22 protein-coding genes are annotated in these 24,247 nt (G+C 65.5%); 8 read left to right on the top strand and 14 right to left on the bottom strand.

The window, feature by feature from the left end; genetic code table 11:
* Positions 1 to 58: 58 nt before the first annotated feature.
* Both NNX34_RS12700 and NNX34_RS12695 read right to left on the bottom strand, forming a co-directional pair.
* A complete protein-coding gene (locus NNX34_RS12700; protein ID WP_255766890.1) occupies positions 59 to 1,357 on the bottom strand; it encodes an Nramp family divalent metal transporter in 1,299 nt (432 codons plus the stop codon).
* A 271-nt stretch (positions 1,358 to 1,628) separates the two neighbouring features.
* Positions 1,629 to 1,832: a cold-shock protein gene (locus NNX34_RS12695; RefSeq protein ID WP_146362590.1), complete on the bottom strand. Its 204-nt coding sequence runs from the start codon at positions 1,830 to 1,832 to the stop codon at positions 1,629 to 1,631.
* Between the two features lie 206 nt (positions 1,833 to 2,038).
* Between NNX34_RS12695 and glsA the strand changes: the two genes are divergently transcribed.
* Complete coding sequence (gene glsA / locus NNX34_RS12690) at positions 2,039 to 3,853, top strand: glutaminase A (protein ID WP_255766889.1); 1,815 nt, start codon at positions 2,039 to 2,041, stop codon at positions 3,851 to 3,853.
* Positions 3,854 to 4,231: 378 nt separating this feature from the next.
* Here glsA and NNX34_RS12685 read toward each other — a convergent pair whose 3' ends face one another.
* From NNX34_RS12685 to NNX34_RS12665, 5 genes are all read right to left on the bottom strand, one after another.
* The gene (locus tag NNX34_RS12685) at positions 4,232 to 4,435 is read right to left on the bottom strand and encodes a cold-shock protein (protein ID WP_146362594.1); all 204 of its coding nucleotides are present in this window, start codon (positions 4,433 to 4,435) and stop codon (positions 4,232 to 4,234) included.
* A 307-nt stretch (positions 4,436 to 4,742) separates the two neighbouring features.
* Complete coding sequence (locus NNX34_RS16175; RefSeq protein ID WP_255766888.1) at positions 4,743 to 5,288, bottom strand: YetF domain-containing protein; 546 nt, start codon at positions 5,286 to 5,288, stop codon at positions 4,743 to 4,745.
* Between the two features lie 102 nt (positions 5,289 to 5,390).
* A complete protein-coding gene (locus tag NNX34_RS12675) occupies positions 5,391 to 5,861 on the bottom strand; it encodes a thioesterase family protein (RefSeq protein ID WP_255766887.1) in 471 nt (156 codons plus the stop codon).
* A gap of 49 nt (positions 5,862 to 5,910) precedes the next feature.
* Positions 5,911 to 6,900 carry an LLM class flavin-dependent oxidoreductase gene (locus NNX34_RS12670; protein ID WP_255766886.1) on the bottom strand — a complete coding sequence of 330 codons (990 nt, stop codon included), beginning with the start codon at positions 6,898 to 6,900 and terminating at the stop codon, positions 5,911 to 5,913.
* A 116-nt stretch (positions 6,901 to 7,016) separates the two neighbouring features.
* A complete protein-coding gene (locus NNX34_RS12665) occupies positions 7,017 to 7,526 on the bottom strand; it encodes an SRPBCC domain-containing protein (RefSeq protein ID WP_255766885.1) in 510 nt (169 codons plus the stop codon).
* Positions 7,527 to 7,640: 114 nt separating this feature from the next.
* Here NNX34_RS12665 and NNX34_RS12660 point away from each other — a divergent pair, with 114 nt between their 5' ends.
* Both NNX34_RS12660 and putP read left to right on the top strand, forming a co-directional pair.
* Entirely contained in the window at positions 7,641 to 8,369 is a 729-nt protein-coding gene (locus NNX34_RS12660; protein ID WP_255766884.1) for a DUF72 domain-containing protein, read from the top strand.
* Between the two features lie 59 nt (positions 8,370 to 8,428).
* Positions 8,429 to 9,937 carry a sodium/proline symporter PutP gene (gene putP, locus NNX34_RS12655; RefSeq protein ID WP_255766883.1) on the top strand — a complete coding sequence of 503 codons (1,509 nt, stop codon included), beginning with the start codon at positions 8,429 to 8,431 and terminating at the stop codon, positions 9,935 to 9,937.
* A 40-nt stretch (positions 9,938 to 9,977) separates the two neighbouring features.
* On the opposite strand, the gene NNX34_RS12650 is transcribed toward putP, so the two are convergent.
* From NNX34_RS12650 to NNX34_RS12640, 3 genes are all read right to left on the bottom strand, one after another.
* Positions 9,978 to 10,940, bottom strand: a complete 963-nt coding sequence (locus NNX34_RS12650; RefSeq protein ID WP_255766882.1) for an L-lactate dehydrogenase — start codon at positions 10,938 to 10,940, stop codon at positions 9,978 to 9,980.
* A gap of 112 nt (positions 10,941 to 11,052) precedes the next feature.
* Positions 11,053 to 11,736, bottom strand: a complete 684-nt coding sequence (locus tag NNX34_RS12645; RefSeq protein ID WP_255766881.1) for a GntR family transcriptional regulator — start codon at positions 11,734 to 11,736, stop codon at positions 11,053 to 11,055.
* Positions 11,720 to 13,474 (bottom strand): gamma-glutamyltransferase family protein, encoded by a 1,755-nt coding sequence (locus NNX34_RS12640; RefSeq protein WP_255767251.1) that lies wholly within the window; start codon positions 13,472 to 13,474, stop codon positions 11,720 to 11,722. The genes NNX34_RS12645 and NNX34_RS12640 overlap by 17 nt, the downstream gene beginning before the upstream one ends.
* A 187-nt stretch (positions 13,475 to 13,661) precedes the next feature.
* Between NNX34_RS12640 and NNX34_RS12635 the strand changes: the two genes are divergently transcribed.
* From NNX34_RS12635 to NNX34_RS12625, 3 genes are all read left to right on the top strand, one after another.
* Positions 13,662 to 14,369 carry a YoaK family protein gene (locus NNX34_RS12635; RefSeq protein ID WP_255766880.1) on the top strand — a complete coding sequence of 236 codons (708 nt, stop codon included), beginning with the start codon at positions 13,662 to 13,664 and terminating at the stop codon, positions 14,367 to 14,369.
* A 189-nt stretch (positions 14,370 to 14,558) separates the two neighbouring features.
* Complete coding sequence (locus NNX34_RS12630) at positions 14,559 to 16,298, top strand: L-lactate permease (protein ID WP_255766879.1); 1,740 nt, start codon at positions 14,559 to 14,561, stop codon at positions 16,296 to 16,298.
* A gap of 99 nt (positions 16,299 to 16,397) precedes the next feature.
* Positions 16,398 to 17,258 (top strand): methylenetetrahydrofolate reductase, encoded by an 861-nt coding sequence (locus NNX34_RS12625; RefSeq protein WP_255766878.1) that lies wholly within the window; start codon positions 16,398 to 16,400, stop codon positions 17,256 to 17,258.
* Between the two features lie 2 nt (positions 17,259 to 17,260).
* Here the strand turns inward: NNX34_RS12625 and NNX34_RS12620 are convergent, their stop codons facing one another.
* Positions 17,261 to 18,244, bottom strand: a complete 984-nt coding sequence (locus tag NNX34_RS12620; protein ID WP_255766876.1) for an ABC transporter substrate-binding protein — start codon at positions 18,242 to 18,244, stop codon at positions 17,261 to 17,263.
* 302 nt (positions 18,245 to 18,546) lie between these two features.
* Here NNX34_RS12620 and NNX34_RS12615 point away from each other — a divergent pair, with 302 nt between their 5' ends.
* Together NNX34_RS12615 and NNX34_RS12610 are read left to right on the top strand one after the other, a co-directional pair.
* Positions 18,547 to 19,953: an aminomethyl transferase family protein gene (locus NNX34_RS12615; RefSeq protein ID WP_255766875.1), complete on the top strand. Its 1,407-nt coding sequence runs from the start codon at positions 18,547 to 18,549 to the stop codon at positions 19,951 to 19,953.
* Between the two features lie 220 nt (positions 19,954 to 20,173).
* The gene (locus NNX34_RS12610) at positions 20,174 to 21,283 is read left to right on the top strand and encodes an alpha/beta hydrolase (RefSeq protein ID WP_255766874.1); all 1,110 of its coding nucleotides are present in this window, start codon (positions 20,174 to 20,176) and stop codon (positions 21,281 to 21,283) included.
* A gap of 13 nt (positions 21,284 to 21,296) precedes the next feature.
* Here the strand turns inward: NNX34_RS12610 and NNX34_RS12605 are convergent, their stop codons facing one another.
* Genes NNX34_RS12605 through NNX34_RS12595 form a run of 3 tightly spaced genes read right to left on the bottom strand, consistent with a single transcriptional unit; the run spans position 21,297 to position 24,234 of the window.
* Entirely contained in the window at positions 21,297 to 21,917 is a 621-nt protein-coding gene (locus NNX34_RS12605; protein ID WP_255766873.1) for a lactate utilization protein C, read from the bottom strand.
* Complete coding sequence (locus tag NNX34_RS12600; protein ID WP_255766872.1) at positions 21,914 to 23,413, bottom strand: LutB/LldF family L-lactate oxidation iron-sulfur protein; 1,500 nt, start codon at positions 23,411 to 23,413, stop codon at positions 21,914 to 21,916. The genes NNX34_RS12605 and NNX34_RS12600 overlap by 4 nt, the downstream gene beginning before the upstream one ends.
* On the bottom strand, positions 23,410 to 24,234 hold the full coding sequence (locus NNX34_RS12595; RefSeq protein WP_255766871.1) for a (Fe-S)-binding protein: 825 nt from the start codon (positions 24,232 to 24,234) through the stop codon (positions 23,410 to 23,412). The genes NNX34_RS12600 and NNX34_RS12595 overlap by 4 nt, the downstream gene beginning before the upstream one ends.
* Positions 24,235 to 24,247 lie beyond the last annotated feature (13 nt).

Genomic DNA, 24,247 nt, shown 5'->3' with positions numbered 1-24,247 from the left:
CCGCGAAAGGTCCGCGGCGGGCCGGCCTGCGGGAGCTCTTCCGGAAGTTTCCGTGCCGCTACAGCGCCTTGGCGATGTTGTCCCACAGCTGCTGGATGCCCAGCGCAATGAACAGCAGCGCCGTGAAACCGAGGGCGAGGTTGGTATGGAGCTTGTTGGCCCATTGCTTGGGGATGCGGCGGCCGTTGAGCAGGCCGAGCAGGGTCACCGCAAGGAAGGGCATAAACAGCGAACCCAGTACGCCGTAGACCAGGATCAGGCCGATGGGTTGTCCGAGCTGGAACAGGATCATCGGCGGGAAGGTCAGCCAGAGGACGTAGAAGCGGAAGTACTTTCCGCCGATACGGGTGTCGGGGTGGCCGGATTCCTTGCCTCGGATGTTCCCCCAGAAATCGGCGAACATCAGCGAGACGCCGTTCCACACCCCGATGATCGAGGAGAAGGAGGCGGCCCAGAACCCGATCAGGAATCCGGTGCCAACTACGTCTCCGTATTCCAGCTTCAGCACGTCGTACAGATCCAGCAGGCCTTCGTCGCCGCTGGAAAGGGAAACTCCTGCGGAACGGACCACTTCCGCGCCGACAATGAGCATCGCCACCACGAAAAGGCCCGTCATCACGTACGCCATGGAATTGTCGATGCGCATGACCCGCATCCATTTGGGGGTGTACCAGCCTTTTTCCCGCAGCCAATACCCGTACGCGGCCAAGGTGATGGTTCCGCCCACACCGCCGGCCAATGCCAGTGTGTAGAACACTCCGCCCTCGGGGATCATCGGAATCAGTCCGGCGAACATCGCCGGAATATTCGGCACGGCAATCACGGCCAGCCCCACCACCGTGACGAACATCAGCCCCACCAGCACGGCGGTGATTTTCTCGAAGGTGGCGTATCTGCCGAACCACACCATAACGAAACCGGCCAGGCCCATCAGGACCGCCCACGCCGTCAGCGGGAGGGCGGGGAAAACCGCGGCCAACGGCAACGCAGCGGAGGACATGGCGGTGGCTCCGTAGATGAAGCCCCAGATCATGATGTAGGGGCCGAAATACCAGGTGGTCCATTTACCCAGGGACCGCCAGCCCTCGAAGATGGTCAGACCGGTTGCAAGGGTGAAGCGTCCGGCACCCTCCACCAGGATGATTTTCAGGACGACGCCGAGGATCACCGCCCAGAGCAGCGCGTACCCGTAGCGGGATCCGGCAACGAGGGTGGCCACCATGTCGGCGGCGCCGACGCCGGTAGCCGCCACCACGAGCCCGGGGCCGACCAGCTTCCATTTGGCGGGTGCACCGCCGTCGTCGTCCACTGCATCGGAGTGGTTTACGGGCCTCTTGGGAGGGGTATCAGCCGACATGCCTGGTTCCTAACCTTGGGGTGCGCGTGTGGCCGGAGCTTACCCCATGGTGCACGCCGCTCCGAGCCCGGTTAGCTTCGCATCCAGGCTGGGGCACACGGCATTCGGCGGGTCATCCTGCGTTAGATTGCTCACGCGTCCCGGCCCGCCCGCGAGGGCCGGCAATGGACGGCCAGCGAAAGAATCCGGCGGGCAAAACAAAAGCAGGACGGGAATTAATCCCGTCCTGCTCCTGATTCAAGCCGGCCCGTGAAACGGACCTAATGTCTTATTAGACAGCCTGGATGTTAACCGCCTGCGGACCCTTGGGGCCCTGCTCGGTGTCGAAAGTGACCTTCTGGTTCTCTTCGAGAGACCGGTAGCCACTGGAGTTGATAGCGGAGTAGTGGGCGAAAACATCGGCGCTGCCGTCATCGGGCTCGATGAATCCGAAGCCCTTTTCAGCGTTGAACCATTTCACGGTACCTGTTGCCATTTTTAATCATCCTTCTGAACGAAACCTGCCCCGACCTTCGGGGAGTTTCACGCTGCCGTGCCTTCCATGCAAAATACAGAAAAAGCGGCTGGCCCTAGATCTGGGTTTCGCCGCTTGAACGTACAAATTGCACAACACTGCAACAACAAAAGTATACCGCGCACCCCGTGGAGAGTCACCCCTCCGCAAGCACCTAGGCTTGAAGTATGGACTCCCCGATCGAGAACTACCTACGCAGGATCCACGCCGAGATAGCCGGATTGAAAGACGGCACCCCGTACCGCGGCATACCGGCCATGGCCAATGTGAACCCGGATTGCTTCGGGATTGCCCTCGCCACCGCCGACGGCTTTGTCTATGAGGTTGGGGATACCCGCGAAGAGTTCAGCATCCAGTCCATCTCCAAGCCCTTCACCTACGCCCTGGCCCTCGCAGACCTGGGCATGGAAGCGGTCGACGAGAAGGTGGACGTGGAACCGTCCGGGGACTCCTTCAACGAAATCTCCCTGGCCGAAGGTACCGGCCGCCCGGCCAACGCGATGATCAATGCCGGCGCCCTGACCGCCACCTCCCTGGTCAAAGGATCCGGCGGCAGGTCCCGGTTCAAGCGCATCCTGGATACCTACTCGGCCTTCGCCGGCCGTGACCTCGACGTGAGCCAGCGGATTTACGCCTCCGAGCTGAGGTCCGGCCACCGCAACACCGCGCTGGCCTATCTGCTGCGCTCCTTCGGAATCATCGAGTCCGATCCCGCCCCGATTATCAAGGACTACTTCCGGCAGTGCTCGGTCATGGTCAACGCCCGCGACCTGGCCCTGATGGCCGCCACTCTGGCCAACAGCGGCCGCCACCCCCTCTCCGGAGAAGAAGTCCTGGACCTGGCCTCGGTGGAACGCGTCCTTTCGGTGATGACCACCTGCGGCATGTACGACGACGCAGGATCCTGGATCAGCAGCGTAGGCATGCCCGCAAAGTCCGGCGTGGCCGGCGGCATCCTTGCCGTCCTGCCCGGTCAAGTAGGCCTGGCCGTCTATTCCCCTCCCCTGGACGCCCACGGCAACAGCGTGCGAGGGGTGGCGGTCAGCCAGCGGCTCTCCCACGACCTCGGCCTCCACTTTGTCCGGGCTGCACGGACCGGCCGCTCCGCCATCCGCGCCATCTACGACATCACCTCCACTCCTTCCGGCATCCGCCGGACGGACGAAGCTGCGGAGATCCTGGCCGAGCACGGCCATCGGGTCCAGGTGATCGAGCTCAACGGCGACCTGCTCTTCGCCGGGGCCGAGTCCATGGTGCGGGCCCTTACCGAGCTGCCCGACGACGTCGAACTCGTCATTGCCGATCTGCGCAGCGTGGACGAAGTGTCCGACGTCGCTATCCGGCTGATTGCCGAGGCGGAAGACATGCTCCGCCGTGCCGGGCGCGAGCTGGCCCTGGTGGATGTCGAGGGGTCGGTTACGGCCGCACTGCAGGAACTGGACCGGAAGACGGAATCCTTCACCATGCGTTCCGCGGCCATCGAGTGGTGCGAAAACAGGCTGCTGGAAGGCTACGGCACCGAGCTTGTCCTGCCGGACAGCATCGATCCAGCAGACTCCCCGGCGCTCAGCCCGCTGGACCCCGAAGAAGCGCAGCTGCTGCAGCAAATGATGGAGGACCGGGCGTACGACGACGGCGACGTGGTCCGGCGCGTAGGCCAGCGCTTCGGGGGTGTCTTCTTCATCGTTTCCGGGCACATCACCACGTCCATGCCCGGTCCGGACGGCAGCAGGGTCAAACTCGCCACGCTGGGTCCGGGCATGACCTTCGGTGAAATGGCGATGGGTGAGGACAAACGCCAGGAAACCACCGTCAAGGCGGCGGGACCGGTGAAGGTCAAGGTGCTGACCGCCGACTCGATCGACGAGCTGGCTGAAAAGGATCCGGTGCTGAGCATGAACCTGTGGAAGGCCCTGACCCAGGACGCGTACAGCCGGGTTGAACAGTACCTGCGCGAGGCAGCCGTCCGGATTCACGACTGAGGGCGCTGCGGCGGGCCTCCGCAGCCTCCTGCTCCGGCGCTGCGGCGGCTCCTGCTCCGGCACCCGGAACGGCGGCAACGAAATTCCTCGCTCGCAGGGCTCGCAGGAATATTAAAGCCGCCTAACCCGGGCGCCTGCACGGTATGTCGGGCCCGCACTTTCCAGCTGTCCGGACCCCCTGCGCTTTGTCCGGATCCCTGCAGTTTGTGCCAATCCCTGCGCCGCGCAGCGCGGGAATCCTGACAAACTGCAGGGAAACCCGCTTTCCGGCGACCTTCAGCCCAAGCACGCCGGTTAAACACAAGAGCAGGACGGGAGATCCCGTCCTGCTCTATGTAGTATCGGCGCTAAGCGGCCGTTACAAAGTCTCTAAGAAATTTAGAGGGCCTGGATGTTCGAGGCCTGCGGGCCCTTGGGGCCCTGCTCGGTGTCGAAGCTAACCTTCTGGTTCTCGTCCAGCGACTTGTAGCCGTTGGAGTTGATCGCGGAGTAGTGAGCGAAGACGTCGGCGCTGCCGTCGTCGGGCTCAATGAAGCCGAAGCCCTTTTCGGAGTTGAACCATTTCACGGTACCTGTAGCCATTTTTTTAATTCCTTCTGCATTCGAAACACATCCCGACTTTCGGGCGGTTTCAGTCGCGGTGTTCCTTTACCGCTTCTACAGAAAAAGCAGCTAGACCAATTGGGTTTCGCCACTTGAAATACAAAATGCGCAACACAACAACTGCGTTTCAGCCTACACGAGGTTTGCCCGAGCGCCTAATCCACTCCCCCGCGCCCTCCGTTTACCTGATCAGGCCCTTGGTACGGGCCTCAGTGATCCAAGCTGGATTCTCGTCGAGCATGGCGTCGAACAGGGCTTCGTGCCGTGGTCGGCGTCATGCCTTGACCTACTCGGGAAGCACCAGCTCACGCGGAATCCGGGACGCGTTGGTCACCCTGAGCAGCAGCTGGGGAGCAATGAGCTCACCCCGGCGCAGAACGCTGACCTCGCCCGTGGGCTCCAGGATCGCCGCTGCCACTTCGGTCAGGTTCCGGATGCCGGACTGCCTCAGCTTGAAGAACAGCTCCTCTTCCAAGATGTGCGCCTTTTGCAGACCCTCCTGCACCACTTCGCTTCCGGCCATCAGGAGGATCGGCCGGCTGGACAGGTAGGCTCCGTGCCTGCTCCGGCGAAGGTAGCCCTCCAGGCGCAGCATCCCGAACATGGTGGCCAACCCGATAACGCCGGCGGCCAGGGTGGGCGTGTAGCCGAGGACCACCCGGCCGAGCACACCGCCCAGTGCAATGACGATGGCGCGGTCCAGCGTGGACCAGCTAGCCAGCGCGCGCTGCCCCAAGCCGCGCACCAACAGGGAAAAGGCTGCGTAAATGCCGAGGGCACTCAGTACAACCCAAAGAGCTTCGGACGGGGTGATGCCGAGGTTGTGCCACACGGCGCATCTCCTTAGCTTCCGGTGGGGACCTGCCGGGACTACCGAAGATGTTATTGGCCGGGGCGGGCCGATCATAGGGGCCGCCGGGGGTCGGCCGGGACTTCACGCGAAAACGGAAGCTCCGCTGTGGGCGGCCGCCATTTCCCGTTGCGCCGGCGTCAGCCGCTGCAGCGCACCCGTTGCGCCGTCGACGAAGGCCAGCGTGGTTTCCGCGCGGACACAGGCCTGCTGTGTCACCGGGTCATGTATGACGTAGGAAAGCGTGAGGCTCGCGCCCTTGACCGCACTGATCCAGACGTCGACGTCGGCCGGGATGTTCCGGTAGGTCAGCTCCGCAACGTACCGGACACGGTGTTCGACGACGAGGGACTGGGTACCGGGCGGAACATCGCTGAACAGCGGAACAGCCGGCTTGTGCCCCGGCCCTCCCGTTCCGCCGGGAGGGCCGAAGGCATGCACGCGGGCTTCCTCGAGAATGCGGACAATCTCCACGTTGTTGACGTGGCCGTACGCATCCATGTCCCCCCAGCGCATGCCGACGGAACAGTGGATGACGTGGGGCTTAGAACTCATCCTTCATATCTAGCACAGCAGCCGCAGGCCACCGTGGATGAGGCATGGTTCAGGCGCGGACCGGCAGCGCCGCATCCGCAAGCAGCTGGAAGGAGCGGAGCCGCGATTCCAGTGTGGCGGTCTGAGTGGCAACGATCAGTTCATCGGCCTGCGCATGCCCGGTGAACCAGTCGAGGTAGTCCCGGACTTCCTCGGGGTTGCCGACGGCCGAGTAGCGGCCCATCTGCTTGACCTGCTGTCCGCCCGGTGACTGAAGGATGGCATCCGCCTCTTCATCGGTGAAGGTACGGCCCCGGCCGAAGAGCTGGGTCACGCGGCGGCGCTGCGAATCGGCGAACATCTGCTGCGCCTCTTCGGTGGTCTCGGCGGCCACCACGTTCACGCCGGCAATCACGTACGGCTCGGCCAGCTGGGCCGAGGGCTTGAAGTCGCGGCGATAGATGGTCACTGCGTCCTGCAGTGCCTGCGGAGCGAAGTGCGAGGCAAAGGAGTACGGCAGGCCCAGGGCCGCGGCAAGCTTGGCGCCGAAGAGGGAGGAGCCAAGGATGTACAGCGGCACGTTGGTGCCTGCTCCCGGCGTCGCGTTGATGCCCGGGATGAGGGTGTTGCCGCTCAGGTATCCCTGCAGTTCCTGGACATCCTGGGGGAAGCTGTCCGAGGACATGTGGTCCCGGCGCAGCGCGTGCAGCGTCTTCTGGTCCGTGCCGGGAGCCCGGCCGAGCCCAAGATCAATGCGGCCCGGGAACAGCGTTTCGAGGGTGCCGAACTGCTCCGCAATGGTCAGCGGAGCGTGGTTCGGCAGCATAACGCCGCCGGCGCCGAGCCGGATGCTCTGGGTGTGAGCGGCAATGTAGCCGATCAACACACTGGTGGCTGAGGAAGCGATGGTGGGCATGTTGTGGTGCTCGGCGTACCAGATGCGGGTATATCCGAGCTTTTCCGCTTCCTGTGCCAGCGCCAGTGAAGAAGCAAAGGAATCGCGTGCGGTCTCGCCCTCATCGATGATGGCGAGATCGAGAATGGAGAGCGGAACAGTCATTGAAGCGTGCCTTTCAGTTGCTTGCGCTCCGGACCTTTTTGTCCGGGCACGCTAGTAGCAACCCCGACACAGCCCGGGTTATTTCATCCGGGGGCCTGCCTGCAGCAACGGCCGGGTCACGCCGGTCCGCGTTGTCCGGCCAGATAGCGGGCCAGCCGCTTAAAGGACTCGCTCCACGCGCTTTCATATCCTTCGATGTCCCTGCCTGCACCGAAGGGACCCTCCCGGAATGTCATGCGGGTCACGGGGGGCCCTTCCTCGACGTCCATGGCCTGCAGCTCGACATTGAGCACCCGCTTCGGACCCGCCGGAGCACCGTCCGGCTGCTGCCACTGCTGCGTCACTCCCAATCGGTGCGGCGGATCGAGGACCAGGTATTCACCGCCCCACCAGAGTTCGTCGCCGGTGGCAGGATTGATCATGCACGCCTGGTAGTCCCCGCCAACGTGCTGATTGGCGGAGATGCGGTCCGGCGGGACGATAAAACCTGCCGCGCCCCACCAGGAAGTAATTCGGGCCAGATCGATCCAGGCCTCGTAGATGGCGGTGGGGCCGGACGGCAGATCCCGCACCATGTGCAGGAAATCCTCCTCCGGCAGCACGCTATCGGGAAATTGGTCACTCATTCGACGCTCCTGCCTGCAGGGGGGTGGCACGGCGGGATCCCCTTCCAGTGTGGAACCCGAGGGAGGCACGCACAATCCCGAAACGGTGCACAGCCAGCGGCTAGTTTGGATGCTGTGAGCATCCATATCGGAACATCGGGCTGGGCCTACACCCACTGGCGCAACGTGCTGTACCCCAAGGGCGTGCCGGCCCGGGTATGGCTGGAAAGGTATGCGAGCGAATTCGACACCGTGGAGTTTAACGGCAGCTTCTACCGCTGGCCCCGCGAGGAGGCGTTTGCCGCCTACCGGGACCGGCTGCCGGAAGGGTACGTTTTTTCGGTCAAGGCTCCCCGGGGGCTGACCCACGGGCGCAAGCTGCGGGATCCGGATGAGTGGGTCGGCCGGATCGAGCGCTGTTTCGCCGCGCTGGGAGACCGCAGCGGAGTGTTCCTGCTTCAGCTTTCCCCGGATATGGAGCGCGACGACGACCGCCTGGATTACCTCCTGGCGAAACTCCCCGACAACATCAGGGTGGCTGTGGAGTTCCGGCACGACAGCTGGAACGACGACGAGGTCTTCCAGCTGCTGGAACGCCACGGCGCCGCCTACACCGTCATGAGCGGGGCGCACCTGCCGTGCACCCTGCGCGCCACCGCCCCGTTTGTGTACGTCCGGCTGCACGGACCGAACCCCGAGCAGCTCTACGTCGATTCCTACACCGAGGAAGACCTGCAGTGGTGGGCGGCCCGGATCCGCGAGTGGGAGTCCGCGGGCAAGGACGTTTACGCCTACTTCAATAACGACCTCGGCGGACATGCGGTCCGGAACGCCTGGCGGCTGCGAGAACTTACATCGATGTGATTCCTGACATACTTGGACGCCGTACTTCCCACACGCACCAACGGAACGGCAACTAAGCAATGACAGATCAGACGTACAAAGTGATCGCCATGACGATCTACATGCTCGCCATGCTGGCGATTGGCTGGTGGGCCTACCGCAAGACCAACAGCCTGGACGACTACATGCTCGCGGGACGGGACCTGAAGCCCGGCGTCGCGGCCCTCAGCGCAGGCGCCTCCGACATGTCCGGCTGGCTGCTGATGGGCCTGCCGGGCGCCATCTACGTTTCGGGATTGGTGGAAGGCTGGATTGCCGTCGGCCTGACCGTCGGGGCCTGGCTGAACTGGAAGTTCGTGGCACCCCGCCTCCGCGCCTACACGATGGTCGCGAACAATTCCATCACGGTGCCCAGCTTCCTCGAGAACCGGCTTCGGGACCGCTCACGGCTCCTCCGAGTGGTGTCGGGCCTGATCATCCTGGTCTTCTTCACGTTCTACGTCTCCTCCGGCATGGTCGCCGGCGGCGTCTTCTTCGAAAGCTCCTTCGGCTCAAGCTATGTAACCGGCATGCTGATCGTTGCCGTCGTCACCATTGCCTACACGCTCTTCGGCGGATTCCTCGCCGCCAGCTACACCGACGTGGTGCAGGGCCTGATGATGGTGGCCGCCCTGGTACTGGTTCCCGTGGTTGGCCTGGTCAACGTGGGCGGCTTCGGCGGCATGACCGACTCCCTCCGCGAGGTGAACCCGGACATGCTGGACCCGATTGCCGGCGGCACAGCGCTGGGCATCATTTCCGCACTCGCCTGGGGGCTCGGCTACTTCGGCCAGCCGCACATCATTGTCCGCTTCATGGCGCTGCGCTCCCCCGCCGATGCGAAAGCAGGCCGCCGGATCGGCGTCGGCTGGATGCTCTTCAGCGTGATCGGTGCCGTTTTCACTGCGCTGGTAGGCGTGGCCTACTTCCAGCAGAACAATCTGACCCTGGACGAACCGGAAGCGGTCTTCCTGAGCCTCGCCCAGGTCTTCTTCCACCCGCTCGTGGCCGGCTTTGTCCTGGCCGCGGTGCTGGCCGCGATCATGAGCACCATCTCCTCCCAGCTGATCGTGACGTCCTCGGCGCTGGTCGAAGACCTGTACCGGATTGCGCTTCGCCGCGAGGCCTCCCCGCGGTCCCTGGTGATGCTCGGCCGGCTTGGCGTCCTGGTGGTCTCCGTGATTTCCATCCTCATTGCGCTGGGCCGCAACGACACCATTCTTGACCTGGTGGGCTTCGCCTGGGCCGGATTCGGCGCTTCCTTCGGACCGACCATCCTGCTGGCCCTGTTCTGGCGGCGGCTGAGCACTGCCGGCGCCCTGACCGGCATGATTGCCGGCGCCGTCACGGCCTACATCTGGGGCAGCGTGGATGCGCTCTCGGGAACCCTGTACGAGATTGTTCCCGGCTTCGTCATCAACGTGGCCCTGACCGTGGTGGTCAGCCTGCTGACCCACAAACCCTCACCGGAGATTGACGCCGAATTCAACGACGCCGTCCGGCTGGCGAAGGAACCGGCACAGGAACCCGAGCCGTCAGCAGTCAGCTAGGAACCCCGGACCCGTAAGGACCGCGCGCCTTACGGGTCCGTCAGATTCCCAGTGACTTCAGAGTGCCCTGCAGGGTCTCGGCCGAGGCCATGAGCTTCCCGGTCTCGGCCTCGTCCAGCGGCATTTCGAGCATCTTGTAGACCCCGTTGTGGCCCACGATGGACGGGAGGGACAGCGCAACACCGCTGATCCCGTACTCCCCCTCCAGCGTGGCCGCAACGGGCAGGACGGCATTTTCGGCATTCAGCACCGCTTCGATGATCCGCACTCCGGCCAGGCCGATCGCGTAATTGGTGGCCCCTTTGCCGTCGATCACCCTGTAGGCGGCGTTGACGACGTCGTCCGTGGCGGCGGCAAGGAACTCGTCGGTAAAGACCTGCCTTCCGCTGATCTTCCAATCCCGGATGGGCACCGGCCCGATGGTGGCGTTGGACCAGACAGGGAACTCGCTGTCGCCGTGTTCGCCGATGATGGTGGCATGCACGCTGGTCATCAGTACGTGTGCTTCGCGCGCCAGCAGCAGCCGCAGCCGGGAGGTGTCCAGAACCGTGCCCGAGGAGAAGATCCGGTTGCGCGGCAGGCCTGCGATCTTCTGCGCCGCAACGGCAAGGATGTCGGCCGGGTTGGTCACCATGATGTAAACCGCGTCCGGAGCCTGCTCCATCAGCTGCGGCATCAGGTTCTCCAGGATCCGCACGTTCGCGCCGGCCAGGTCCAGCCTGCTCTGGCCCGGCTGTTGCCGGGCACCGGCGGTGATGACTATGACGTCAGCCCCGGCCAGGTCCTCGACGTTGCCTCCGCCGGTGACCGTGTTGGCGCCGGTGAACTGCGTGCCGTGGGCCAGGTCCAGCCCCTCGGCTTCTGCCCGGACGGCGTCGATGTCGTAAATCGCAATCTGGCGGGCCGTGTCTCGGATGATCGCCGCGTACGCCAGTGAAGTGCCGACACTTCCGGCTCCCACGATTCCAAGTTTTGTGATGGGTCGGGTGGTGATATTGGCCATCTTGAAGCCTCGCTCACAGTAGGAGGGAACCCCTCTTGAACTATAGGCTCGGGGCTCACCCGAACGGAACGGCCGGAGCTCCCATCCCCCTTGCGGAAGGGGGAAGCCGGCGTCAGTCCCGGGCGGGACGGAAGCGGCTCAGGTAACCGGCACGGGATGCCTGGATGTGCGCTTCCATCAGCTCCGCCGCCCGGGCTGCGGAACCGGCGTCGACGGCGGCCATGATCCGGCGGTGCTCGCTCCAGGAGTCCTTGCCGCGGGAGCCGACGTCGGCCGCGTAGAGCCATTCGATCTTGCCGGCGAGCTGGCGCAGCAGCGCCGTCAGGGACCGGCTGTCCGCGAGCGCCGCGACACCGAGGTGGAACCGCACGTTCAGGTCCGGCAGCAGGTCAAGGCGTCCGGCGGCAACGGCCGCATCGCCGGCGTCGAGGATCCGGGCCATGCCGCGCCGCGCGTCCCACCACGTTTCATCCGGTGCACCGGCGCTGAGCTGGCGGGCAGCCCGCTCAGCGGCCCGGCGCGCGGTCGCAGCTTCCACCACCGCGCGCACTGCGAAAAGGTCATCCGCCTCCTCCACCGGTATGGCTGAAACCGTTGATCCGGCGTACGGCCGCGATTCCACGAATCCCTCGGCTTCCAGCGCCCGCAGCGCCTCACGCACCGGGACCCGGGACATGCCGTACTTCGCCGCCAGGGCCGCTTCCGTGATGCGCGTACCGGGGTTCAGGCGGCCGAAGATGATGTCCTGCCGGAGGGTGTCCCGGACGCGCGACGTGCCGTCAGCGCCCGGCCGCATACCCCTGCGCTCCCCGCGGATTCGCGGCTGCCTGCAGGAGGCCCGAACCAGGCGCGCGGACCACCGAGGACAATCGCCCCAGCGCCCAGTCCCCGGCCCGGGTCACCACATGGCCCCGGGATTCGAGCTCGGCTATCACGTCCTCCCCCAGCCGGTCTTCGACCACTGCGCCGCCGGGTGTCCAGGTGCGTGGCCAGAACGAACCGGGAATGGACGTGGTGTGCAGGGCGGGGGCGTCAATGGCCTGCTGCGGGGTGTACCCGCCGACGATGGTGCGCAGCAGGTACAGCAGCTGCCACTGGTCCTGCTGGTCCCCGCCGGGCGAACCCAGGGCAACCACCGGTTCGCCGTCCTTCAGCACCAGCGTGGGGGTCAGGGTGGTGCGGGGCCGTTTCCCCGGCGCCAGGGTGGACGGCGCGCCCTCTTCCAGCCAGGTCATCTGCAGCCGGGAGCCCAGGCAGAAACCCAGTTCCGGGATGGTCGGCGAGGACTGCAGCCAGCCTCCCGACGGAGTGGCGGAAACCATGTTCCCCCACCGGTCGACGACGTCGATGTGGCAGGTATCCCCGCGGGTCTCGCCGGTGGGCATCACTGTCGGTTCGCCGACGCCGGCAAAACCGGCTCCGCCCGCACCGGCCAGGGCGGGCGGCAGGTAGTCGGTGCGCAGCGGCGGCACAAACGGCGTGTGGCCCGGCACCGTGCCGGGTCGGAAATCGCGGGAAGCGAGGTCTGTGATGAGCGCGCGGCGTTCCGCGGCATATTCCTCGCCCAGCAGGTAGTCGAGGGGGACCTGCGCGTCACCGTAGTACGCCTCGCGGTCCGCGATCGCCAGCTTCTGGGCCTCCAGAATGGTGTGGGCGCCCAGCGCGGTGGAAGGATCCAGCCGCTCGTCATCGAAGCCGGCGAGGATGGCCAGGGTCTGCAGCAATGCCGGTCCCTGCCCCCAGGCCCCGGTTTTGGCAATGGTGTGGCCGCGGAAGTCGAAGGTGACAGCAGGTTCAAATCCCGCTTCGAAGGCCGCGAAGTCTGCGGCGGTAATAACGCCGGCATGGTCTGTGCCCGATGAGTGCCGGTGCGGTGCGGCCGTGAAATCGGCGGCAGCGCGCGCCACGAAGCCTTCGCGCCATTCGCGCCGGGCGGCATCGATCCGTTCAGCCCGGCTGCCCGCGCCGGAGCCGGCCTCCACCAGGCGGTCCAGCACCTTGGCATAGGCCTCGTTGCGGATGAGGTCTCCCTCCCGGGGCACACGCCCTTCAGGCATCCACTGCGCGGCCGAGGTGGGCCAGTGCTCGGTGAACAGCTCCGCCACGGACTCGATGGTGGCGCCGACGCGGCCCAGGACGGGGTGGCCGCTGCGGGCATAATCCACCGCGAAGGCCAGGACGTCGGCAAGTTCCCAGGTGCCGTGCTTCCGCAGCAGCAACAACCACGCGTCGACGGCGGCGGGAACGGCCGCGGCGAGGGCACCGGCGCCCGGGACCAGTTCCAGGCCTTCGGCGAGGTAGTGCTCCCGGGTGGCTGCGGCGGGAGCCGGTCCCTGGCCCATCAGCACCATCGGTTCGCCGGGGTTCTCCGCCGTCGCGAAAACGCCGGTCATGTCCCCGCCCGGACCGTTGAGGTGCGGTTCCACGACATGCAGCACAAAGGCGCCAGCTACCGCGGCGTCGAAGGCGTTTCCACCGCGCTCAAGCACGGCCTGCGCCGAGGCCGTGGCAAGCCAATGCGTCGAGGCAGTCATGCCGAAGGTGCCCTGCAGGGTGGGACGGGTGGTGAAGGGAGCAGGCGCTGTGTAGGTCAAAGGGGGCAGCTTTCAGCAGACGACGGAGGTAGGGGAATCCTTGCATCATCTGGCGCAATTTTGAATACAATCGGACATTCCGCCACCCGTTCGTATACGGACGGCTGCCTAAGGAGACATTCCGCCAGTGAAACGATTGAACGCCGTACCAACCGAACGGGTGCATTTATGGCTGATGCTGGCCCTGACCTTCTCCACGGGGGTGGTCGACGCCGTCGGTTACCTGGGCCTTGACCGGGTCTTCACCGGAAACATGACGGGCAACGTGGTGCTCCTGGGCATGGCCTTTGCCGGCGGTGCCGATCTGCCGATCCTGCGCCCTGTCCTGGCGCTGGTCTTCTTTATGCTGGGTGCGGCCCTGGCCGGACGGATGCTGCGCAGGGAGCCGGAGGGCTGGTCCGGGCGGACCACTCTGTCACTGATGGTGGTCGCCGGTGTCATTACCGCACTGGCCGTCCTCACGGCCGTGGTGGACGTGCAGGCCAGTTCGCTTTTGGGCAGCATCACGACGTCGGCTCTCGCCGTCTCCATGGGGATCCAGGCCTCCACCGCCAAGCGGTTGAAGGTCGCTGAGATAACGACAGTGGTGGTGACCTCAACCATCACCGGGCTCGCCTCGGATTCGCGGCTGGCCGGCGGGGACAGCAAGCACTGGGTTCGCCGTGCCCTCGCAATTGCCCTGATTCTGCTTGGGGCGGTGGCCGGCGCTGCTGCCCTGCAGGTCGGGCTCTGGCTGGGGTTGACCGTCTCTGCCGTCATCTCGATAACGGTGGCCGTGACCGGTTACGTCCGCCACCACCGCGAACGCGCCGCGGCCGGGGTTTCGGCCGGCTGAAGCGGCCCGGAAGGACACTTCCTCTCCGGTACAGGGCTGCGGATGCCTTCCGGGGGTTACCAGCCGGGAACCCGGCCTTAGGCTTGGAGGAACGCTTGATCCAGCGCTTCCCAGGTTTGACCGGTGTTCCGGTTCGGCCGGGAAGCTCCATCCGTTGAGCCCCGCTTCCGGCTCGACGCGGAGGCCCCTATGGACAGCTTTACTCCCAGCACCGATCCCGTGCTCAACAGCGTTGCCCTCTCCGCCCTCGTGGCGCTGCTTCCGCTGCTGACCTTTTTCTTCCTGCTGGCCTTCGCCAAGACGCGGGCGTACGTGGCCGGAGCGTGGGCACTGCTGGTGGCCCTCGCCGTCGGCGTCTTCGGTTTCGGCATGCCTCTTGGACTCGCCCTGCTCTCCGCCACGCAGGGGGCGGCTTTCGGGTTGTTCCCGGTGGTCTGGATCATCGTGATGGCCGTCTGGCTATACCAGGTGACGGTACTCAGCGGCCGGTTCGAGGACCTGAGAAGGGTCTTCGACGCGATCGGCGGCGGGGACCTGCGGGTGCAGGCCATCCTGGTGGCCTTCTGCTTCGGCGGACTCCTGGAAGCCCTGGCCGGGTTCGGCGCCCCGGTGGCCATTACCGTGACCATGCTGCTGGCCCTGGGCATCGCCCCGATCCGTGCAGCCACGGCGGTGCTGGTGGCCAACACCGCCCCGGTGGCCTTCGGCGCCTTGGCCATCCCCATCACCACCGCCGCCAATCTGACCAACTACACCGGCGACGAGATCGGTGCCGTAGTGGGCCGGCAGACACCGGTGCTGGCCCTGTTTGTGCCGCTGATCCTGCTGTTCATCCTGGACGGCCGCCGCGGCCTCCGGGACTGCTGGCCCGTAGCCCTGTTCACCGGCGTCGTTTTCTCCATCTTCCAGTTCCTTTGCTCGAACTATTTCTCCTACGAGCTCACCGATATCGTGGCCTCCCTCGTGGCCATGCTGGCCGCCGTGGGGTTCCTGCGCATCTGGCATCCGCGCAACGGAGCCGAGGCGGGCCAGCGGATGAAGGCGGAACTGGCCGAGGCACGGGCCGATGGATGGACGCCCTCGGGGACCGGCGCGGCGTCGGACGTGCTGACCGCGGCGGATGACACCGCCGAGGACCGGTTAACCCCGTCCCGGGCGTGGATGGCCTTGTTCCCGTATGTGGCGGTCATTGTCATTTTCGGCTTTGTGAACCTCTGGACGCTGGGCGTCGACGTGCCCGAAGCGCTCGCGAAGACCAACATCGAGATCCCCTGGCCGGTGCTGCACGAAGCCCTGCTGGACAGCAACGGCCAGACCCAGTCCTCCACGATCTATTCCTTCGAATGGCTGATCAGTCCGGGTACGCTGCTGCTGATCACGGGCCTGATAGTCGCCCTGGTCTACTCGCGCTTCAATGAAAACGGCCGGTATCCGCTGACCATGGGAGCGGCGGTGCGGGAAATCTGGACGACGGCGGTGCGGATGCGTTCCGCCGCGCTGACCATCCTTGGCGTGCTGGCCCTGGCGTACGTGATGAACTTTTCCGGACAGACGGTATCAATCGGTACGTGGCTCGCGGCAACCGGCGGCTTCTTTGCCTTCCTCTCCCCCGTGCTCGGCTGGATCGGCACGGCGGTGACCGGTTCGGATACCTCCGCGAATGCGCTTTTTGCCAAGCTGCAGCAGACAGCCGGAATTGAAGCCGGCCTGGATCCGCAGCTGATGGTCGCCGCTAATACCGGCGGCGGAGTCATGGGGAAGCTGATCAGCCCGCAGAACCTGGCCATCGGGGCTGCCGCCGTGAATATGAGCGGGCAGGAATCGGTGCTGCTTCGCAAGGTGATCGGCTGGAGCGTGCTGCTGCTGCTCGCCCTGTGCATCCTGGTGTATCTGCAGTCCACCCCCGTCCTGGAGTGGATGCTGCCGTAGCTCCGCGGCCATCCTCCCGGGTCCTCCTGGGAACCGGACGGTTCCGGCTCCGGAGCGGAACCATGGACACCGGTTTCCGCGGTCGCTAGGGTAACGCGCATGACTCCGGACCCCGCTGAAACGCCTTCCGCCCCCGCGCAGCTACTCGCGGATTTTTCGCTCGAGATGACCGGGAAGGACATTGGCGCGCTCCAGGAAGCGCAGCCTTCCATTCCCTCGGGGACGCGGATCAACGTCACGTTCCTGGGTAATGAGGACCTCCCGATGCGCGTCGCCGCCGCTGCGGCCGTCCGGGCCGGCGGATTCGTTCCCGTTCCGCATATTTCCGCGCGGCGGCTGGAATCCCGGGAAGACCTCGGCAAGTTCCTGGTGGCACTCGAGGAAGCGGACGCAACGCGTGAGCTTTTTGTGGTCGGCGGAGACCCGGTGTCCCCGCTGGGCCCCTTTCCGGACGCATTGTCCGTGATCCGCAGCGGACTGCTGCCCGGGCACGGTGTCCGGGCCTTGAGCATCAGCGGCTACCCCGAGGGTCATCCGGACATTGGTACCGACACCCTCTGGACCGCCCTGGAAGACAAGATCCAGGCGCTGGACGAGACCGGTTTGGACGCTTCGATCACCACGCAGTTCGGCTTCGACGTGGCTCCTGTCCTTGCCTGGCTGGAGGAACTCCGCAGCCGCGGAGTGAGTGCACCCGTCCGGATCGGCGTCCCCGGACCCGCCGGCGTGAAGCGCCTCCTCGGTTACGCCCGCCGGTTCGGGGTTTCCTCCTCGGCCGGGATCGCCCACAAGTACGGGTTTTCCCTGACCAATCTGCTGGGCACGGCAGGCCCGGACCGGTTCATCCAGGACCTGGCCGAGGCTCTTTCACCCGCAGTCCACGGTGATGTCCGGCTGCACTTCTACACCTTCGGCGGGATCAAGGCTACGGCGGATTGGGTACATGGGTACCGCCGCTGAACTCACCCGGACCGCGGCAGGAGCTCTTCCAGATTAGGTTCCTCCTCGATCAGTCCGCGGTCGAGCGAGATGCGCATGACCTCCTCCAGCGAATCCTGGTTGATCTCGCCGTAGTACCTGGGCAGGGTCAACTCCTCGATGACGTCGGGTTCCAGCGAGGTGTAGCTCGGCAGGACGGCGCGTACCTCGTCAGGATTCTGATCGGCATATTCCAGCGAAGCCGTCATGGCACGGACAAACTTCTCCACGGTCTCCGGGTTCTCCTGCGCGTACTGGTCCGAGGTGAAATAAACGGCCACGGTGAGGTCCTTGATGGGCTCCGCGTAGTTCGAGAACACCGGAACGGCGCCCTGCGCCTCGGTGATGGTCACAAAGGGTTCCACTGCGGCAATGGCGTCCACGTTGCCGCCGTCGAGCTGGGCCGGCATGTCGGGAAACTGCATCTCGACAAACTCGATGCTCTCGTAGTCACCGCCGGCCTGCTTCACTGCTTCGGAAATGGTGGAGTCTGAAATGTTGTTCAGCGTATTCACGCCCACCCGCTTGCCGGCCAGGTCCTCGATCTCCTCGATCCCGCTGCCGGGAAGCGTCATCACCGACGCGAAATCCGCATCGACGTCGCCGGTGGTGCTGGCGCCCGGGGCCACCATCTGGAGCGGCAGGCCCTTGGACTTGCCCACGATCATGGAGGTTACGTTGGAGAAGCCGAACGCCATCTGTCCCGAGGTGACTGCCGGGACAATCGCCGCGCCGCCCTGCGCAAGCGTCAGGGTCAGTTCCAGGCCTTCGTCCTCGAAGAATCCCTGCTCCACCCCCAGGTAGATCGGCGCCACGTCCACAATGGGAATGACCCCCACCTCTATGGACACCAGGTCCTCGCTGGCTCCGGTTTCGTTTTCGGTCTCGGACGACGGCGAACCTCCGCTGCATCCCGTAAGGCCCAATAGGCCCGCTGCCAGGACCGCAGCAACACCGGTTTTCCTCATCGTGCCCTCCAGTTTTCACTAGCCGGAGGCAAGCCAGGTCCCGGCCGCCCTGTCGGTAGCTGCACCCTAGCCGTGTTTAGCCTGCTCGGCCAGCGAGGTATTCGGCGGGCCGGGGAACCCTGCCGCCGGGGGCTCCGGGTGTCGACTCTCGACAGCACTCGAAGATGGCCCTAGGGTCAGGTCAATCCGTGCTGCTTCTCCGTGGGTGGGCGAGGGACGGCAAATGGATTCCGTGGTCCGCCGGCGGAGGCGCGGCTTGCGGAGAAAAGCGTTCCATTATCCCAGCGAAGAAGAGGTTCAACGTGGCACCTAAGAATCTGCAGGACGTTCTGGATTCGAGCGGAAATGTTGTGGATCGACTCCGTAATTCCCAGATCGGGGCGTACATCTATCCCGTCGTGGCGCCGGAGTTCAGCAACTGGCGCAGCGAACAGCGGGCCTGGCGGGAGACGGCCGTGCTGTTTGACCAGTCCCACCATATGGACAACTTGTTCATCAAGGGCCCGGACGCCCTGAAACTGATCTCCGACACCGCGGTCAACAGCGTGGCGAATTTTCCGGTCAACAAGGCGAAACAGTATGTTCCCACCGGCCCGTCAGGCCATGTGATCGGTGACGGCATCCTCTTCCACGAGGACGACGACGAATACATCTACGTGGGACGCGCGCCTGCGGCAAACTGGCTGCTGTTCAACGCAGAAACCGGGGACTATGACCTCGAGGTGCAGGTCGACCGGCGTTCCCCCTCACGGCCGATGGGCCGTCCGGTATCCCGACGCTACTGGCGGTTCCAGATCCAGGGGCCCAATGCCTGGCAGATCATCGAGAAGCTGAACGGCTCCTCGGTGGAGCAGCTGAAATTCTTCAACATGGACCATATGACGATTGCGGGCGAACGGGTTCGGACGCTTCGCCACGGCATGGCCGGAGCTCCGGGGCTGGAGATCTGGGGCGATTACGGGTCCTACGAGAAAGTGCGGGACACCATCATGGACGTCGGCGCGGAGTACGGGATGGCCGCCGTCGGCGCCCGCGCCTATCCGTCCAATACGCTCGAGTCCGGCTGGATCCCTTCTCCGCTGCCGGCCATCTACACGGGTGAGGAGCTGCGGCCGTACAGGGAGTGGCTGGGAGCGGACAGCTACGAAGCTTCCAACGCCATTGCCGGCAGCTTTGTCAGCCCGAACATCGAGGACTACTACCTGACCCCGTGGGAATTGGGCTACGGGTCCTTCGTGAAGTTCGACCACGACTTCATTGGCCGGGAGGCCCTGGAACAGATGGACCCGTCGGCACAGCGCCGCAAAGTGACGCTGGATTGGAACGCCGAAGACCTGGGGAAGATCCTGGCCTCACCGTTGGGCACGGAGGAACCCTACAAGCACTTTGACCTTCCGCTGGCCAACTACGGATCCTCCAACTACGACTCGGTCATCGATGCGGACGGGAACGTCGTGGGCCTCTCCATGTTCACCGGGTACTCGGCGAACGAGCGCCGCGGCCTCTCGCTGGCAACGGTGGATCCGTCGGTGCCCCTGGGTGCCGAACTCCGGGTGGTGTGGGGCGAGCCCGACGGCGGCAGCGCCAAGACAACGGTGGAACCGCACCGGCAGCTTGATGTGCGTGCAACCGTGAGCCCGGTGCCGTTCTCCGAAACGGTCCGCAAGGAGTACAAGGGCGGCTGGCGGACGGGGAACAGCCCGGCCTGAGAAGGGGACGCGCCGGGCGCTGCAGATGCCGGGGACCTTATACGGAACCCGCTGCAGCGTCCGGCACGCCTGGGCCGCTGCCCGGAATCCGGACAGCGCGTCCCCGCAGTGCCGTCCAACACCACCGGCCATGAGATTCCTCGCAGCTGCCGGCCCTGAGCCGCTCAATGGCGCGGAACCCGCCGAAAGGGGCCGGTTTCCGGGGATTTAACTTAAGGGGATGAAGCTCTCCTCGCTTACTGCGGCGGGGCTCCTGGCCGGGGCGGTCGCCGCTGCCGGTATCAGTGCCGCTGCCGTGCTGCAGCGGGGTCCCCGGCCGGCTGCACTGCTCATTCGCGGGGTTTTCGCCGGTGCAGGCAAGGTCCCGGTGAAGAAGGTCCTTCCCCATATCCCCCGGTTCACAGTGACCAGACACCGGGACCTGCGTTATCTGGGGTCCGCCGGCAAACCCTCCCTTGATCTGTTCCTTCCCGACGATCCGGCCCGGAAACCGCTCCCGGTGGTGATGTGGATCCACGGCGGTGCATGGATTTCCGGTTCCAAGGAAGATGTGGCGCCGTATCTCAAGGTCCTCGCCGGATACGGTTACGCCGTATTGGGGGTTGGGTATTCGATCTCACCCGAAGCCGTCTATCCGACCGCGGTGAAAGAGCTCAACACTGCGTTGGGCTTCATCCGCGAACGCGCGGACCGTTACGGGCTGGATCCCGACCGGATTGTGCTGGCCGGTGATTCCGCCGGCGCTCAGCTGGCCGCACAGCTGGCCCTGGTCATCACCAACCCGGAGTACGCCCGGGACACAGGGGTTATTCCTGCGGCGGGTCCCGGACAGCTGTGCGGAATCGTGTTGAACTGCGGAGTCTTCGATCTGGAATCCGTGGCCCGCATGGCCGGGCCGGTGGGCTGGGGACTCCGGAAAGCCCTGTGGGCCTACACGGGGTCCAGGAACTGGGCAGCCACCCCTGCCGCAGACCACATGTGCATCCCGAAACACGTGGATCACCGCTTTCCGCCCACCTATATTTCCGGTGGAAACGGCGACAACCTGACCCGGGAGCAGTCGATGCCCCTGGCAGACCGGCTGCAGGACCTCGGGGTGCCCGTACGCCGCAGGTTCTGGCCAAAGGAGTACAAGCCAAGGCTGGGACACGAGTATCAGTTCCAGCTACACCGCCCCGAGGCGATGGAATCGCTGCACTCGACGGTTACCTTCCTGGCGGACGTGACGGGCGTATCCGCCCTGCCCGGGCAGCCGCCGCAGAAGGTGATCTCCCGGGGCAAGGACCTCCTGGAGGACCTGTCCCGCACGAAGGGGCTGCTCGCCGCCTAGCCGGGCTGCAAGGTCAGGACCGGATGATCACCACGTCCAGTCGCCGCGGCCCGTGCACGCCTTCCACCCGCTGCAGTTCGATGTCGCTGGTGGCACTCGGACCGCTGATCCAGGTCAGCGGATGGGTGACGTCCAGGCGCCGCACCGCTTCGGGGAGCACACCGGCGATGTCCCGGGCCCGGACCAGGCACACGTGGTGGTCCGGAACCAGTGAACACGCCCGCCGGCCCTGCCCCGGGCTGCCGTCCAGGATGATGGTGCCGGTTTCCGCCACCGCCGCCGCGCAGCCGGTCACTACCGCGTCAATGCCGTCCAGCTCCTCCACGCTCAGCGGCTCCTCCGGTGAATCCACCACCCGTCCCGGTGCCAGCGCCGTCCAGCGTTCATCGAGTCCCGCGGGAACCACATAGGAAGTCTCCCCTGCCAGCAGTTCGGCCACCCGGGCGGGCACGGATACTTCATCCACCACGCTGACGCCGGCCTTGTAATCCAGCAGCCGGTCGCTGAGCAGTTCGATGAGTTCGTCCTCGTTCATGCCGGAGTTGTGCCGGTACTTCCGTGGGATTTCCGGTGCTTCCGGGGCATCGTGGAGGGCGGACCGCAGCCGGTCCAGGATTTCCGTACGGGCGCTCATGCTTGCTCTTTCGACGCAGTGTCTTCGTGCTCTTTGGCCCACCAGTCCCGGAAGGACTGCGCAGGCGGAGCCGGAATGTCGCGGCTCCTGGTCCACCCGGCGGCGAGGCCGGGAAGCTTCTTGATTTTCCTATCCGGTCCGGCCGCCAGCTTTCCCAACGGCAGGGCCTTCTCCACCAGGGCCATCCGCCGCCCCGAGCCCATCATCCAGGACGCTGCCTTCATGGCAACGTCCATCTGCCCCGGCACCTTCTTCGTCCCGCGGCGGCTCTGAACATCCTCGGAGCGCAGGTGCACCAGGATTTCCGGAATGTTGATCTTCACCGGACACGCGTCGTAGCAGGCGCCGCAGAGCGAGGAGGCGTACGGCAGCGACGCGTTCTCTTCGGAGGTGATCCCGGTCAGCAGCGGCGAAAGGATCGCCCCGATGGGTCCGGGGTAGGTGGAGCCGTAGGCGTGCCCGCCGGTGCGCTCGTACACCGGGCAGACGTTCATGCAGGCGCTGCAGCGGATGCAGTGCAGGGCCGAACGCCCTCGCTCATCCGCGAGCGCCGCGCTGCGCCCGTTGTCCAGCAGCACCAGATGCACATTCTGCGGCCCGTCGCCTGCCGTGACTCCGGTCCAGAGGGAGGTGTAGGGGTTCATCCGCTCCCCCGTGGAGGAACGGGGCAGCAGCTGCATAAACACCTCCAGGTCCGTCCACGAGGGCAGCAGCTTCTCCACCCCCATCACGGTGATCAGGGTTTCCGGGAGGGTCAGGCACATCCGGCCGTTGCCTTCGGATTCGACGACGGCGAGCGTGCCCGTGTCGGCCAGGGCAAAGTTCGCGCCGGAGATGGCCACCTTCGCGGAAAGGAACTTCCGGCGCAGGTGCAGCCGCGCCGCTTCGGCCAGCCGGGCCGGAGCGTCGGTGAGGTCCGGATCAACATCCGGCATCTCGCGCAGGAAGATGTCCCGGATCTGGCTCCGGTTCTTGTGGATGGCCGGCACCAGGATGTGGCTGGGCTTGTCATGGTCCAGCTGGACAATCAACTCCGCCAGATCGGTTTCGAACGCGGAAATGCCGTGCTCTTCAAGGTATTCGTTGAGGCCTATTTCCTGGGTGGCCATGGATTTGACCTTGACCACTTCGTCCGCGCCGGCGTCGCGGATCAGGTCCCGCACTATTTCGTTGGCTTCCGCGGCGTCCCGCGCCCAGTGGATGACGCCGCCGCGTGCGGTGAAGTTCCCCTCGAACTGCTCAAGCAGTTCGGGCAGCCGCGCCATGACAGCGGCCTTAGTGGCACTGCCGGCTTCGCGCAGTTCCTCCCAGTCCGGCAGTTCGGCCACCACGCGCAGCCGCTTGTCCCGGATGGTATGGGTGGCGTGGCCGAGGTTGGCACGCAGCTGCGCGTTGTCCAGTTCCCGCCGCGCGGCGACCGGAAAGGGCTCAGTGGTGTGCAGGTTGCCGCTGCCGAAAACCGGAACCGCCGGCATGCCCAGATACGTGGAACTCATTGTCCGGCCTTTCCCGTGAGGCGAGCGGTGCTCCGGGCCCTGTCCCGCCCGGCACCCGGCGGCGGTGCCGGGTGGTCGTGCGTGCTGGCGAGGATCTCCGCGAAGTGCAGGGTTGTGATGCTGCTGCCTTCGCGGGAGAGGCCCCCGCCGATGTGCATGAGGCAGGAGGCGTCGCCGCCGGTACAGAGTTCCGCACCGGTGGCGGCGATGTTCGCGTTTTTGTCCGCCAGCATGGCCGAGGAGACGTCCGCGTTCTTGAGCGAGAACGTTCCGCCGAAGCCGCAGCATTGGTCGGCTTCGGGCAGCGGTTCCAGCTCCAGGCCTTCCACTGTGCGCAGCAGGTTCGCCTGCCGGTCCCCCAGCCGCAGCAGCCGCATGCCGTGGCAGCTGGGGTGGTAGGTGATCCGGTGCGGATACCAGGAGCCCAGCTGCGCGGCGGCGTCCGTCACGCCCAGGACGTCGGTCAGCAGGGCGGAGAGTTCGTAGGTCCGTGCGCCGACGGCGGCGGCCCGGGATTCGAGGTCCGGATCGCCCACGGATCGGGCCAGCATTGCGTGCTGGTGTTTCACCGAGGCGACGCAGGAGCCCGACGGCGCCACGGCGACGTCGTACTCCTCTGCCTCAAAAGCCTCTACGTGGTTGCGGACCACGGGCACCGCTTCCGGGAAGTACCCGGAGTTGAGGTGCATCTGCCCGCAGCAGGCCTGGCCGGCCGGGAACACGACGTCGTGCCCCAGCCGTTCCAGGATGGAGACCGTGGCGCGGGCCGTGGAGGGATACATGGCGTCCACAATGCAGGTGGCGAACAAAGCAATCTTCATGGCTGCCTTTCAG

The sequence above is a fragment of the Arthrobacter sp. zg-Y1116 genome, from assembly GCF_024385485.1.
Taxonomy (GTDB): domain Bacteria; phylum Actinomycetota; class Actinomycetes; order Actinomycetales; family Micrococcaceae; genus Arthrobacter_B.
Note: the sequence above shows the minus strand (reverse complement) of the source record. Positions and strands in the feature narration are given on the sequence as shown.

Excerpts from the sequence above, each read along its gene's own strand:
- NNX34_RS12645 (WP_255766881.1), bottom strand. The coding sequence starts at position 11,736 with ATGCGGCCGGGCGCTGACGGCACGTCGCGCGTCCGGGACACCCTCCGG.
- putP (WP_255766883.1), top strand. The coding sequence starts at position 8,429 with ATGACAGATCAGACGTACAAAGTGATCGCCATGACGATCTACATGCTC.
- NNX34_RS12670 (WP_255766886.1), bottom strand. The coding sequence starts at position 6,900 with ATGACTGTTCCGCTCTCCATTCTCGATCTCGCCATCATCGATGAGGGC.
- NNX34_RS12630 (WP_255766879.1), top strand. The coding sequence starts at position 14,559 with ATGGACAGCTTTACTCCCAGCACCGATCCCGTGCTCAACAGCGTTGCC.
- NNX34_RS12625 (WP_255766878.1), top strand. The coding sequence starts at position 16,398 with ATGACTCCGGACCCCGCTGAAACGCCTTCCGCCCCCGCGCAGCTACTC.
- NNX34_RS12665 (WP_255766885.1), bottom strand. The coding sequence starts at position 7,526 with ATGAGTGACCAATTTCCCGATAGCGTGCTGCCGGAGGAGGATTTCCTG.
- NNX34_RS12640 (WP_255767251.1), bottom strand. The coding sequence starts at position 13,474 with ATGACTGCCTCGACGCATTGGCTTGCCACGGCCTCGGCGCAGGCCGTG.
- NNX34_RS12600 (WP_255766872.1), bottom strand. The coding sequence starts at position 23,413 with ATGAGTTCCACGTATCTGGGCATGCCGGCGGTTCCGGTTTTCGGCAGC.
- NNX34_RS12700 (WP_255766890.1), bottom strand. The coding sequence starts at position 1,357 with ATGTCGGCTGATACCCCTCCCAAGAGGCCCGTAAACCACTCCGATGCA.
- NNX34_RS12595 (WP_255766871.1), bottom strand. The coding sequence starts at position 24,234 with ATGAAGATTGCTTTGTTCGCCACCTGCATTGTGGACGCCATGTATCCC.
- NNX34_RS12620 (WP_255766876.1), bottom strand. The coding sequence starts at position 18,244 with ATGAGGAAAACCGGTGTTGCTGCGGTCCTGGCAGCGGGCCTATTGGGC.
- NNX34_RS12685 (WP_146362594.1), bottom strand. The coding sequence starts at position 4,435 with ATGGCTACAGGTACCGTGAAATGGTTCAACTCCGAAAAGGGCTTCGGC.
- NNX34_RS12675 (WP_255766887.1), bottom strand. The coding sequence starts at position 5,861 with ATGAGTTCTAAGCCCCACGTCATCCACTGTTCCGTCGGCATGCGCTGG.
- NNX34_RS12695 (WP_146362590.1), bottom strand. The coding sequence starts at position 1,832 with ATGGCAACAGGTACCGTGAAATGGTTCAACGCTGAAAAGGGCTTCGGA.
- NNX34_RS12605 (WP_255766873.1), bottom strand. The coding sequence starts at position 21,917 with ATGAGCGCCCGTACGGAAATCCTGGACCGGCTGCGGTCCGCCCTCCAC.
- NNX34_RS12610 (WP_255766874.1), top strand. The coding sequence starts at position 20,174 with ATGAAGCTCTCCTCGCTTACTGCGGCGGGGCTCCTGGCCGGGGCGGTC.
- NNX34_RS12650 (WP_255766882.1), bottom strand. The coding sequence starts at position 10,940 with ATGGCCAATATCACCACCCGACCCATCACAAAACTTGGAATCGTGGGA.
- glsA (WP_255766889.1), top strand. The coding sequence starts at position 2,039 with ATGGACTCCCCGATCGAGAACTACCTACGCAGGATCCACGCCGAGATA.